Source organism: Acetivibrio cellulolyticus CD2 (assembly GCF_000179595.2).
Classification (GTDB): domain Bacteria; phylum Bacillota; class Clostridia; order Acetivibrionales; family Acetivibrionaceae; genus Acetivibrio; species Acetivibrio cellulolyticus.
The window spans coordinates 1,949,917-1,963,440 of record NZ_JH556653.1 but is presented as its reverse complement, the minus strand read 5'-3'; the positions used below and the strand labels follow the sequence as shown (position 1 = coordinate 1,963,440).

The 13,524-nt window shown below is 36.8% G+C and carries 12 protein-coding genes and 1 riboswitch; all 12 genes read left to right on the top strand.

What is annotated here, in order from left to right; all coding sequences use genetic code 11:
- Positions 1-44: 44 nt before the first annotated feature.
- The 12 genes from ftsH (at position 45) to flgK (ACECE_RS0210635) (ending at position 13,480) form a co-directional block, all read left to right on the top strand.
- Positions 45-1,859 (top strand): ATP-dependent zinc metalloprotease FtsH, encoded by a 1,815-nt coding sequence (gene ftsH, locus ACECE_RS0210690; RefSeq protein ID WP_010681207.1) that lies wholly within the window; start codon positions 45-47, stop codon positions 1,857-1,859.
- A 200-nt stretch (positions 1,860-2,059) separates the two neighbouring features.
- The gene (locus ACECE_RS0210685; protein WP_010681206.1) at positions 2,060-2,461 is read left to right on the top strand and encodes a thioesterase family protein; all 402 of its coding nucleotides are present in this window, start codon (positions 2,060-2,062) and stop codon (positions 2,459-2,461) included.
- 110 nt (positions 2,462-2,571) lie between these two features.
- Complete coding sequence (locus tag ACECE_RS0210680) at positions 2,572-2,760, top strand: hypothetical protein (protein WP_010681205.1); 189 nt, start codon at positions 2,572-2,574, stop codon at positions 2,758-2,760.
- 77 nt (positions 2,761-2,837) lie between these two features.
- A riboswitch (SAM riboswitch) is annotated at positions 2,838-2,942 on the top strand.
- A gap of 120 nt (positions 2,943-3,062) precedes the next feature.
- Entirely contained in the window at positions 3,063-4,256 is a 1,194-nt protein-coding gene (metK, locus tag ACECE_RS0210675) for a methionine adenosyltransferase (RefSeq protein WP_010681204.1), read from the top strand.
- Between the two features lie 257 nt (positions 4,257-4,513).
- Positions 4,514-4,912 (top strand): hypothetical protein, encoded by a 399-nt coding sequence (locus tag ACECE_RS0210670; RefSeq protein WP_010681203.1) that lies wholly within the window; start codon positions 4,514-4,516, stop codon positions 4,910-4,912.
- A 109-nt stretch (positions 4,913-5,021) separates the two neighbouring features.
- On the top strand, positions 5,022-7,232 hold the full coding sequence (recD2, locus tag ACECE_RS0210665; RefSeq protein WP_010681202.1) for an SF1B family DNA helicase RecD2: 2,211 nt from the start codon (positions 5,022-5,024) through the stop codon (positions 7,230-7,232).
- A 353-nt stretch (positions 7,233-7,585) separates the two neighbouring features.
- On the top strand, positions 7,586-8,134 hold the full coding sequence (locus ACECE_RS0210660; RefSeq protein ID WP_235715933.1) for a ComF family protein: 549 nt from the start codon (positions 7,586-7,588) through the stop codon (positions 8,132-8,134).
- Positions 8,135-8,157: 23 nt separating this feature from the next.
- A complete protein-coding gene (locus tag ACECE_RS0210655) occupies positions 8,158-8,583 on the top strand; it encodes a MerR family transcriptional regulator (RefSeq protein ID WP_010681200.1) in 426 nt (141 codons plus the stop codon).
- Positions 8,584-8,878: 295 nt separating this feature from the next.
- Positions 8,879-9,166: a flagellar biosynthesis anti-sigma factor FlgM gene (gene flgM, locus ACECE_RS0210650; RefSeq protein ID WP_010681199.1), complete on the top strand. Its 288-nt coding sequence runs from the start codon at positions 8,879-8,881 to the stop codon at positions 9,164-9,166.
- Between the two features lie 80 nt (positions 9,167-9,246).
- Positions 9,247-9,747, top strand: coding sequence for a flagellar protein FlgN (locus ACECE_RS0210645; RefSeq protein ID WP_010681198.1), 501 nt, complete (start codon positions 9,247-9,249; stop codon positions 9,745-9,747).
- A 49-nt stretch (positions 9,748-9,796) separates the two neighbouring features.
- Positions 9,797-11,866, top strand: a complete 2,070-nt coding sequence (gene flgK / locus ACECE_RS0210640) for a flagellar hook-associated protein FlgK (RefSeq protein WP_010681197.1) — start codon at positions 9,797-9,799, stop codon at positions 11,864-11,866.
- A 6-nt stretch (positions 11,867-11,872) separates the two neighbouring features.
- Positions 11,873-13,480: a flagellar hook-associated protein FlgK gene (gene flgK / locus ACECE_RS0210635; RefSeq protein ID WP_010681196.1), complete on the top strand. Its 1,608-nt coding sequence runs from the start codon at positions 11,873-11,875 to the stop codon at positions 13,478-13,480.
- Positions 13,481-13,524 lie beyond the last annotated feature (44 nt).

Below are 13,524 nucleotides of genomic sequence, written 5' to 3'. Positions count from 1 at the left end.
TAGATATTAGCTTGTATAGTTTGGCGAAATAAGGAGGGAGCTATTTGAAGTATTTCAAAAATATAAGCATATATATAGTATTGTTTGTAATAATTCTGATATTTGTTGCTGTTGCTACAAATAACGGAGGCCCGACGGTAGAAAAGTATTCTTTTCTCTTAGATCAAATTCAAATAGGTAATGTTAAGGAAATAAAACTAGAAGGAAGCACGGCCAATGTGACGCTTAGTAAAGGCGAACAAGGTAAGGATAAGTATATTGTATATATACCTGATGTATCGTCATTTATGGACGAAGTTAGGGAACCAATTAAAGCAAAAGCAATTAAGGATTTTGAGGTTATAATACCACCAACTGCTCCATGGTGGGTTGCAATAATTCCGACTTTAGGGATAATAATTATATTTGTCCTCTTTTGGGTATTTTTCCTTCAGCAGTCACAGGGTGGCGGCGGTGGAAACAGGGTAATGTCCTTTGGTAAAAGTAGAGCTAAGATGACAATTGATGACAAAAAGAAAATAACCTTTAATGATGTAGCTGGAGCGGATGAAGAAAAGGAAGAACTTAAGGAAATTGTTGAGTTCTTAAAACAGCCTAAGAAATTTGTTGAATTGGGAGCAAGAATTCCTAAAGGGGTTCTGCTTGTGGGACCTCCGGGTACAGGTAAAACTTTACTTGCAAAGGCAGTATCAGGGGAAGCAGGCGTACCTTTCTTTACAATTAGCGGATCAGACTTCGTTGAAATGTTTGTTGGAGTTGGTGCTTCAAGGGTAAGAGACCTTTTTGATCAGGCTAAAAAGAATTCACCATGTATCGTATTCATAGATGAAATCGATGCTGTTGGAAGACATAGAGGAGCAGGTCTTGGAGGCGGGCATGATGAGCGTGAACAGACTTTAAATCAGCTTCTTGTTGAAATGGATGGATTTGGTGTAAATGAAGGTGTAATAATCCTTGCAGCTACAAATAGACCTGATATATTGGATCCGGCGCTTTTAAGGCCCGGAAGATTTGATAGAAGAGTTGTTGTTGGTTTGCCTGATATAAAGGGTAGAGAAGAGATATTGAAGGTACATGCCAGAGGTAAGCCTTTAGCAGAAGATGTAAAGCTTGATGATCTTGCTAAAAGTACACCAGGTTTTACTGGCGCGGATCTTGAAAACCTCTTGAATGAAGCAGCTTTGCTTGCAGCAAGAAATAACAGGACAAATATAACTATGGCAGAGATAAAAGAGGCAGTATTTAAAGTTGTTATGGGACCTGAAAAGAAAAGCAGGGTAATGAGTGAAACTGAGAAAAAACTCACTGCGTACCATGAAGCCGGTCATGCTGTGGCGGTCAAGTTAGTGTCAACTACAGACAAGGTAGATAGGATATCTATTATACCAGCTGGAATGGCAGGTGGATACACCGCATATAAGCCTGAAGAGGATAAGTCATACAGTACAAAGGCTAATTTGCTTGAAAGAATTGTAATAGCATTAGGCGGAAGGGCTGCAGAAGAAATTGTTCTTGGAGAAATCAGTACTGGTGCATATGGAGACCTCAAAACAGCAAACGGTGTTGCAAGAGGTATGATTACAAAATACGGTATGAGTGAAAAACTGGGTAACCTTATATTTGGGAATGAGAATGAAGAAGTGTTTATAGGCAGAGATTTTGCTCAGGCAAGAAATTACAGCGAGGAAATAGCAGCTGAAATTGATAGGGAAGTTAAGAGCATAATTGATAGTTGCTATGAAAAGACATTGAATATGCTAAAAGACAATATCAGTAAGCTTCATGCAGTAGCAAATGCCTTGATCGAGAAGGAAAAACTTGAAGGTCAGGAATTTGAAGAACTTTTTGCAGGTGCATAAGTCGATATAAAAAAACATAAAACTATTAGGAGATAGTATAATAACTATACTATCTCTTTTTAAATGGGAAATACTCTAAAACGGGGTAAGGTTAATGCGCTTTGAGATTATTATTCTTAAAATAACTCTTTATTGCAGAATTCTTTTTTGTTATAATTATAAAGTTGTATGTGAATAATTATATGAGGTATAAAAAAGGTATGGAAAATATAAATTTGCAAGTAGGTCTTTCGGCGTCAATTGAGATGGAAGTTTTTAATAAGAGCTCTGCCGTGGAAATGGGCAGCGGAGACCTTGACGTGTATGCAACACCTGCTATGATAAGCCTTATGGAGCGTTCTGCGCTATCTGCGGTATCTCTGCACTTGCCGAAGGGTTATACTACTGTTGGCACAGCTGTTAATATAAAGCACATGGCTGCAACCCCTATTGGAATGAAAGTCAGGGCAGTAGCAGAACTTGTGGGTGTAGAAGGAAGAAAACTAACATTTAAGATAGAGGCTTTTGATGCTGTTGAAAAAATTGGAGAAGGTCAGCATGAAAGGTATATTGTTGAATCAAGTAAATTTAGAGGCAAGGTTTATAGTAAATTGAATTCATAGAAGTGCAAAGAAATATTACTACAAATTGCTTATTTTAGTCATTCCTAAGTTTTCTTAAGATATAAATATAAAGCTGTATTTGTGAAATAAAAAGGAGAGTATTAAGTTTGATGGGGAAGTATTCAGGATATAAAGATGTTAATGATAGAGAAATTTATACAGGTATGCTGTGTGAAGATACTGTAAGCTTTAGCACAGTTGTTATTAAAGAAATTGAAGGACGTTTCTTTGCGGTAACAAATGGTTTTAAGCCGGAACCTTTAGAAGAAATATCCGGGGGTTTGCGAATTATAAAATAATTTGAAAAAATTTTGTATTTTATTGACAAAACAGAATGTATATGATAAATTATACAATAACAAAATAATTAGTAATTGCCTTATCAAGAGAGGTGGAGGGAAGGGCCCTATGAAACCCGGCAACCGGCTTAAATGTATCGGTGCCAATTCCTACAGGATTTTTATGTCCTGACAGATGAGGAGAGTAAAAAATACCCTCTTCTTATCGAACGAGGTTTTTTTATTTTGGAGAAATGTTCACTTTCAATAAAATAAAAAAACGGACTTTGTATATAATAATATTTATTAAGGAGGACTTTTAAATGGCAAAAAAATTATTTACTTCAGAATCAGTTACTGAAGGACATCCAGATAAAATTTGTGATCAGATTTCTGATGCTGTTTTAGATGCGATATACTCAGAAGATCCTATGGCAAGAGTTGCATGTGAAACATCAGTTACTACCGGACTTGTTCTGGTAGCAGGTGAGATAACTACTCAATGTTATATTGACATACCTAAAATTGTTAGAAGTACTATCAGAGAGATTGGATATAATAGAGCAAAATATGGCTTTGACTCAGAAACTTGTGCAGTTTTAACTTCAATTGATGAACAGTCTCCTGATATAGCTATGGGTGTTGACAAAGCACTTGAAGCTAAACAGGGTGAAATGACAGATGCCCAGATAGAGGCAATTGGAGCAGGAGATCAGGGTATGATGTTTGGGTATGCGTGTGATGAGACTGAGGAATTAATGCCTATGCCTATTTCACTTGCACACAGACTTACAAAGAAGCTGACTGAAGTTAGGAAAAACGGAACTTTGGAATACTTAAGACCTGACGGAAAATCACAGGTTACTGTAGAATACGATGGGGACAAGCCTGTTAGAATTGAAACAGTAGTTATTTCTACCCAGCACGGACCTGAGGTTGATCATGAAACTATAGAAAAAGATATAATTGAACATGTTATCAAGCCTGTTATTCCTGCAAACCTACTTGACAGTAAGACCAAATATTTTATCAACCCTACAGGCAGATTTGTTGTTGGAGGGCCTCAGGGAGATTCAGGGCTTACAGGTAGGAAAATAATTGTTGATACTTATGGAGGATACGCAAGACACGGCGGTGGAGCCTTCTCCGGTAAGGATCCAACAAAGGTTGACCGTTCAGCAGCTTATGCAGCAAGATATGTAGCTAAGAATGTTGTTGCAGCAGGACTTGCAAATAAATGTGAGGTACAGCTTGCCTATGCAATAGGTGTTGCAAGGCCGGTATCAGTGAGAGTTGATACTTTTGGAACAGGTGCAATATCTGAAGAAAAGATCGAGAAGCTTGTAGAAAAGCATTTTGATCTAAGACCTGCAGGAATTATCAAGAGCCTTAATTTAAGAAGGCCAATATACAAGCAGACAGCAGCTTATGGACATTTTGGAAGAACAGATCTTGATCTGCCATGGGAAAAGACTGATAAGGCAGAAATTTTGAAAAGAGAAGCAAAAGAAATATAATTTAATTTAAGAAACAGGGAAGCAGCTTAGCTGCTTCCTTTTTTGGTGTTAAATGATAATATTTCTGATATAAAATGTAATAAGGCTTTCAAGTAGTTTATGTCTTAAATAAAAAGTTGCTAGGTACAATAAAACATTTTTTGGCTATCAAATTATCAATCTACTCATATATATTAATAGAGTGAATTGCCTCAAATTAGTAATAACAGTAACAGTATAGTAGAGCATTTCATAGACTGAAATTAGGGGTGATTGATATGCCAAGAGCAATTTTTGAGATTGTTATGTGTATATTTGCAGCTTATGGCTTCGTTATGTTGGTGCATGGGTTAATGATGTCGATAAAACACAAAATGAAATATAAAAATTCTATGGTAAAACTGGTTTTGATAGTAAAAAATCAGGGGGATGTAATTGAAGGGGTATTGAGGAATATCCTTCCGCGTGACTTTATACGAAAACTAATGCCAGGAGGTAGACTTATTGTACTTGACATGGGATCAAAGGATGATACTATGGATATCTTAAGGAAATTAGAAAAAGATTATGAATGTCTTCAGGTTCTTAAGAAATCTGAGAAAGAAACTCTTTTTAAATATTTTGAGGAGACTGAAGAGCGGGAAACAGGAGTCGATCACCTGGGAAGAAAGGTGTAAAATTTGGCATACATAATATATAATTCCTTATTCTTTTCTAAATTAAATATATAAGATATACTTATGTAATAAAATACTTAATCAATCTACAAAGAATAAGGTGTGTATTGTGATCACTTTTGAAGGAATTATTGAAGATATAATATTTACAAATGAAATAAACGGCTATACTGTATGTGAGCTTAAAGGTGATGATGAAAGCATAACTGCAGTCGGGTTTATGCCCTTTGTAAATGTAGGAGAGATGCTTAAGGTGTCGGGTAATTGGGTAACACATCCTGACTACGGCGAACAACTTAAGGTTGAGCTCTACAAGAAGGTGCTTCCTAAAACGGTTGAAGCAATGGAAAGATATCTTGCCTCAGGGCTTATAAAAGGTGTAGGTCCGGCAAGTGCAAAAAAGATTGTTAAAAAGTTTGGGGAAGATACTATTAACATCATAGAGTTCCATCCTGAAAAATTATCGGAAATAAAGGGCATAAATCACGAGAAGGCTTTGAGAATTGGACAAGCTTTTTATGAACAGAAAGAACTTCGTAATGTAGTTATGTTTTTTCAGGAATATGGGATTAGCCCGACCTATTGTGCAAAAATATACCAGCTTTTTGGTGAGGGTACAATTAATGAGATAAGAAATAACCCTTACAAGCTTACAGATGAAAAGATTGGTATTAATTTTAAAACTTCCGATAGGATTGCCAGGGGACTGGGAATAGACCCTAAATCAAAGTTCCGAATTTGCAGTGGAATTAAATACGTTTTATCCCATATTGCAATGGATGGACATACATTTGTTGAAGATGCCAGATTGAAGGAGCACACATCGCAGCTATTGGACGTTGAAATAGACAACATTAATGATGCTTTAATCAGCTTATTGATGGATAAATCCATATATATAGAAAGAGATAATGCCTCCAGCAGAGTTTATTTAAACTCTCTGTATAATTCAGAAGTAGGTGCTGCAAGAAAACTTGCAGAGCTTTCAAGTATGAAGTTTAAAGGTGATATAAGAGATTTTGACGAGAAGATATTGGAAGTACAAAAGAGAGAGGGGATTGTGCTTGCACAAAACCAGAAAGACGCTGTAAAAGAGGCATTGGTTAGTGGTGTGCTGATTATTACGGGAGGGCCGGGAACAGGAAAGACAACTATAATTAAAAGTATCATAAACCTGTTGACGAGTGAGGGGTATGAAGTTTTGCTGGCAGCACCTACCGGAAGAGCAGCAAAGAGAATGACTGAGGCTACAGGTTTTGAAGCAAAGACTATTCACAGGCTTTTGGAGATTGGTTATACCAGTAAGGAAGATGACCTTGTATTTGCTAAGAACGAGGCTAATCCAATAGATGGAGACGTTGTCATTATTGACGAGATGTCAATGGTAGACATACTGCTGATGAATCACCTTCTTAAGGCTATTGAGCCTGGTACTAGACTAATACTGGTGGGTGATGTGGATCAACTTCCTTCAGTTGGGCCAGGGAAGGTCCTGCAGGACTTAATAAAAAGTGAAATGATTAAAACTGTGAAACTCAAGGAAATATTTAGGCAGGCTGAACAAAGCCTTATAATTGTCAATGCGCATAAAATAAATAATGGTGAAAAGCCTGTTCTAAACTATAAAGAAAAGGATTTTTTCTTTGTGACAAGAAATTCTGCAGAGGATATTGTAAAAACTATTGTTGACCTTTGTGTCAGGAGAATACCGATCACTTATGGCTTTGAACCTATGAGAGAGATACAGGTGCTGACCCCTGTAAGGAAAGGGGTGGTAGGGGTGGGAAATCTAAATACTGAGCTGCAGGCAGTACTCAATCCGAAGGACAAGAACAAGAAGGAAAAGCTTTTTAGGGATTTTCTATTCCGTGAAGGTGACAGAGTAATGCAAATAAAGAATAATTACAACTTGCGGTGGAAGAAGCAGGATGCTGAAGGCTCAGAAGGTACTGGTGTTTTCAATGGGGATACCGGAATAATTCTGGAAATAGATGATGAGGAACAAAAAATAGTAGTATCATTCGATGATGATAAGACAGCAGATTATGATTTCAGTATATTAGATGAGTTGGAACCTGCTTTTGCAGTGACTATACACAAAAGCCAAGGTTCAGAATTTCCTGTTGTAATAGTTCCAATTTTTCCTGGACCTCAGGTGCTTATGACAAGAAACCTCCTATATACAGCAGTTACCAGGGCAAGGAATCTTGTAATACTAGTAGGCAACAAAGATTACCTGGATGTAATGATAAATAACGAAAGAGAAACAAATAGAAATTCGGGATTGGCAGACAAGCTAAGAAAGTGCTTTATGTTGTAATTAAATATAATTTGTCTTTGGATTGTTAGAAATAGTGGACTTTTGACCTGTTTTAAATTTGACATTATTTATCCAAAGATGTATAATTAAAGATGCATTAATTTGGTTATTTTACATTTCCTTTAGTTATGTTGAGGCATACACAACATAATTCATTTAAGATAGGCTTCAAGGTCTAATTTTTCAAAAAGGTTTTATACAAAATTTTTTATTGTACTCTCCAGGGGTGAAGTTTAGTGTTTGAGCGGATTCTTAATCTGATATTTCCTCCTAAATGCATATTTTGCAATAGGATATTGAGTAGTGGCGCTAAAATGTACATCTGTGAGAATTGTTGTCCCAAGATTCCTTACATGAAAAATGGCAATTTAAAGATTGTTAATTCAAGTAACTATTTTGACGATATTATATGTATATGTGAATATTCAGGCGTTATAAAAGAAGCTCTGATAAGGTATAAGTTCTTTAATAAGCCTTCTTACCACAGGACTTTTGCGCAGATGTTGTATAACAAAATAAGCGAAATGGCAGAATGGGAAAAAGTTGATATAATAATAAGTGTACCACTTCACTGTAAGAAGGAGCATAAAAGGGGATATAATCAGTCACATCTAATATCAAAACAGTTAGGTAAATTACTCGGGATTGAAGTAAGCAAAAGCTTACTTGTCAGGACAAAAAATACTGACAGCCAGAGTCTTCTAAACCGATCCGAAAGATTGCAAAATGTAAAAGATGCTTTTCGAGTAACTAATGTGAACGCAGTAGATGGCAAATCTATACTTATATTAGATGATATTCTGACAACTGGAACAACGTTGAATGAGTGCTGTAAGGTTTTGAAAAATGCCGGAGCCAGTAAAATTACAGCAGCTGTTGTAGCTACAGGAAGAAAGTTTTAATATTAAGGCCAGGAGGTATTTTTATGCCGGATGTAAGAAATTGTAAAAGGTGCAATAAAATATTCAATTATATTGGTGGCGCTCCAATATGTCAGGATTGCAAGCAGCTGGATGAGGTAAACTTTAAAAAGGTAAAGGAGTACCTGTACGATCATCCGAGATCGTCACTGTTTGATGTGTCAAAAGAGCTGGAGATTAGCGTCCAGCAAATAAAAGTGTATCTTAAGGAAGGACGTTTGGAGATAGTTGGTAGTGAAGGTAATATGATTTTAGAGTGCGAGAGATGTGGTAAGTCCATAACTACAGGACGGTTTTGTAATGAGTGCTCAAAAGAGGTTACCAATGATATAAAATCAACAGCAGATCAAATGAATAAATCTATGCCCAAGACTGAAGAAGTGGCATCAAAAAGGACAAATGGGATGAGATACCTTAACAAAAATGACTAGTAGTGGGCTGCTGTATTACATTTTGGGAAATATATTTAATTGTGTTGCATAAAGTCTAAACAACGTTATAAGATATCTATGACGCAACGTCATAGATATTTTTATTGGGGAATTTGAGAAAAAAATATCCTATTTTCAAATATGGTAAATATATCTAAGATTTTATTTAAAAAAATGTTAATTAATTTTTAGGGATGACGATATTATTAATGAGAGTAAGAATTGGAAAAACTAATGATAAAGTTAATACTGCAAGTGTTAATATATAAAAATTTTTTGAAAGTGAGTGGTAGGTATGAAGATTTGGGGGGAAATCCCAAAAGTCTCTGGGGTTTACAACAAACAAAAGAGCGCAGGAAAAGTTGACAAAACAAGTAATGTAGCCTCGAAAAAAGATATTGTCTCAATATCAAATGTAGCTAAAGATTACCAAACGGTAATGAAAGCACTAAAGGACACACCAGACATAAGAAATGATAAAGTAGACAGCTTGAAAGACAAATACGAAGCAGGCCAGTACGAGGTTAAAGAAACAGACATAGCTGATAAGATTCTGAAGTCTGTTACGGAAAAGAAGGTTTAGGCGTTGATTATTTGCGGGTTGACATGGTTTTATCCCATGTTTTCCCGCAAAAAATTTATTAGAGCCGGGGTGGAAATTTTATGAACAGCCAGAAAATAAATGAGTTGATGGATATACTTGACTATGAAGCTGGAATTTATGAGGATCTTTTGAAGATATCCCAAAATAAAACTGATGTTATTATAAAGGGCAAGGTAAATGAACTTGACAATATTACGAAACTTGAGCAATCACTTATTCTAAATATGGGTAAACTCGAGGCTTCGAGGGAAAAACTTGTAAATGATCTATCTGCTGAGGTAAACGTAAATCCCTCGAAAATAACAATTACAGAACTGCTTAAACATCTAGATGCTAATCAGGCTCGCAGGCTTGAATCCTATAAAACCAACCTGCTAAACACGATAAAGGAAATTAAGGAGAACAATGAGTTAAACTCAAAGCTTATTAAAAATTCAATCGAATATATAAATTTTTCAATAAATATTATATCAAGTGCACCAGCAGCAGATAACAATTATGGCAATACAGGGATGTCTAATGAAGCTAAGAAAAGAAGTTATTTTGACGTAAAACTATAAATTTGACACGTGCGCAGTATTCTAGTTTTCCTTATCTGGAGGCGGTAATATGTCAGTAGGCTTTGCCAGTTTTGAAATAGCAAGATCGGGGATGACTGTAAACGAACGTGCTCTGAGTGTAACAGGGCACAATATTGCCAATGTCAATACAGCGGGTTATGTGAGACAGCAGGCAATTATATCTTCAGGACCTATGCAGAATGAAAATACATACCAGCTTGGTCTGGGTGCTGACATTGAACAAATAAGGCAAATAAGGCACCAATTTCTGGACAGTATTTACAGGAGGGAAAGTACAACTTTAGGTTATTGGAAAACAAGGGATAAGACCTTTCAGGATATACAATCCATTCTTGGTGATCCCATGGATTCAGGACTTCAAGAAGTTATGAACCAATTTTGGGATTCGTGGCAGGAACTGTCAAAAGAGCCTGATAGCTTGACTGTAAGAGCACTGGTAGCCCAAAGAGGAGAGGCTCTTGTAGAACAGGTAAACCATGTAGGGTCTCAGCTGGATAAGCTGCAGGAGGATCTTAACTCTGAATTTAGTGTCAGGATAGATGAAGTAAATAGTATTACCGGCCAAATAGCAAAATTAAACCTTGAGATATTAAAAGTTGAAATATCTGAGGATACAGCAAATGATTACCGGGATCAGAGAAATTCCCTTGTAGACAGGTTATCTGAGCTCGCAAATGTTGATGTTACTGAGATGCAGGACGGACAGCTTGATATAACACTTGGAGGATACTTTCTGGTCTCAAAAGGAGTTCAGACAAATCTGGTTGCGGAAGAAAATGAGAACTCGGGCTTATTTTTTGTACCAAAGCTCGCTGGAAAGGATATTGAGGTGCCTATAAGAAGCGGAATATTAAAGGGCTTAATGGAGTCAAGAGGCCAAGTTTTTGGTGCTGTTGGAAGTGAAGAAAACGGTTGTCCCAATACTAAGGCGGATATAAGCTTTGTAGTGGATGTATCGGATTCAAGTGCAACAAACCTTACGAATGTTCAGAGTTCAATCGCTCAATACATAGAGGATTTAAAGAGAAGAGGTATAGACTATAATCTTCGCCTAATAACCTATGGAAGCAATGTAAATTCCAATGTAAACTATGGCGGTAATACCACAGCATTCCAAGCAGCTGTGGCATCATTAACATCTACAGCTGATACTGGAAATAATTTTGGAGATGTTGTAGCAGAGTTGGATGGGATAACTGATTTCAGATCAGGAGCTAACAAATATGCTGTTGTTTTCTCGGGGGAAAGCATTGATGGAGATTCCGGAGCAGGGTCAGTTATAACAACATCAAGTGCCGATGCCTATGCAACTACATTGAAGAATAAGGGCATAACAACATCTGTCGTTACAGACACAAGTTATTATTCAACTGGTGCAGCAGGGGAGACAATAGGCTGGAACGTAATTTCTGATGGTACTTTGGGAAAACTGTATGATATAAATTCGGCAGACTATGAAGAACTGATGACAAATATAAACGATAATATAAATAGTGACGTTAATGAGGGTATAAGTGTTGTAAAGGATTCATTGAATATCATGCCGGATTTAAGAAAAAGAATGAATGCACTTATTAACATTTTGGCAAGGGAAGTAAATTATCTGCATTCAAGTGGTAAAACTCTTGGGAATCCACCAACCAATGGGGAGGACTTCTTTGTAGCAATTAATTCGGCTTATCCTATAGGTATGGGAAATATTAAGCTAAATGATAATCTTTCGAGCTTAAACAATATAGTTGCTTCTGAAAGTGGAGCAAGCGGAGATAATACTATTGCGCTTGCAATTGCAAATATAAGAGGGACTGACTGCTTGCAGGATTTAAAAGGTATATTGAGTACTGATGACTATTACCAGTCTATAATTCTTAGTGTTGGAAACGGCGGATCTGAGGCAGAGGGCATAACTGAGAGTCAGCAGAAACTGGTGGATTCAGCTAACTCCCAAAGGCAGTCTATAATGGGTGTATCTATGGATGAAGAAATGTCAAATATGATGAAGTATAAGTTTGCATATAGTGCCTCATCAAGGGCTATTAGTATAGTGGATGAAATGCTGGATACAATAATTTCGAGAATGGGATTAGCGGGTAGGTGATAAACTGTGAGAGAGAGCTTTTTTGGATTTAATGTTGCAGTTAGAGGACTTTATACAGCCCAGAGAAATCTTGACGTTATAAATAACAATATTAATAACGTAAATACTCCAGGGTATTCCAGGCAGCAAGCAGTGCAGACTGCGGCAAAACCTATGGCGATATATGACGGAACAGGTATGGTTGGAACAGGTTCTGATGTTAAAGCTATTGAGAGGGTTAGAGATGAATACCTTGACTTTAAGTACTGGAGTGAAAATGTATCCTACGGAGAGTGGAATGCAAAAGAGGCTATGTTAGCCGATATGGAGGTTACGTTTAATGAGCCTTCAGACAGCGGGTTTAATACGATATTGGATGAATTTTTTAGTTCACTTCAGGAACTTGCCAAGGATCCATCTAGTGAGGCAGTTAGAACCCTTGTAAGTGAACGTGGGGTTACTGTAGCCAAGTATTTTAATAGTTTGGCAACACATTTTGAAGAATTGCAAATAGATGTAAACGATAGAATTGAAACAGCAGTAACTGAAATTAACTCCATTGGTACCCAGATTCAGCAGTTGAACAGGCAGATATACAGTGCCGAGCTGGATGGAAATACTGCTAATGATCTAAGGGATCAAAGGACTGTACTTGTAGATAAGCTTTCAAAACTAGTAAATATCGAAGCAAATGAAGTGGTAGCAGGAAAACTTCCGAGCGGCAAGGACGATAAAAGACTTGTAATAACGATAAGCGGAAAAGCGTTTATTGACCACTTTGACCTCAGTAAATTGGCTGTTAAGCAAAGAGGTACAAAATTAAACCCTGAAGAGGATGTTCCGAACCTTTACGATGTTGGCTGGGAAGATGGAAACAACCTCGCAATAAGGGGCGGAGAACTAAAAGGGTATATAGACATAAGAGATGGAAATGACGGAGATAACGGAAGCCCGATGTATAGTGGAATACCTACTTATATAAAAAAGTTGAATGAATTTGTACAAACCTTTGCAATGGCATTTAATGAAGGATATATTGACAACGACACTAGTGGAACAATAGAAGCGGGAGAAGATGGGTTAGGACATGCAGACGGATATGGTCTTGGCTCTGCATCATCCCTGGGTACAAGGTTCTTTACCATGCTTGGAGAAGGTAAAAATGCTCTAAGCAGTACCGATTTTATTAATGGAAAGACAACAATTTCAGGTGTAGTAGACAGGTACAAAAATATAACCGCTAAAAACTTTGCGGTTAGCAGGGATATATTAGAGGATTCCAATAAAATAGCTACTTCTGATAATCTTGACGAAGAAGGCAATATAGTAAACATAAATAAACTTATAGAAATGAGAACTAATTCGCATATGTTTTCAGAAGGAGCTCCTGAGGATTTCATGAAATCTATAGTAACTACATTGGGAATAGACTCACAGCAGGCTATAAGAATTGCCTCAAATCAGGAAGCTATTGTTGAACAGATTGAAAACCGTAGATCGTCTGACTCCGGAGTATCTATTGATGAAGAAATGTCCAATCTCGTTAAACAACAGCAAGCATATAGCGCAGCTGCACAAATGGTTAATACAATGGCAGAAATATACGATATACTTATTAACAGGGTAGGAATGTAGTAAGGAATAGCTGAAATATTACTTCGGATTTTTCACGTGGCCTA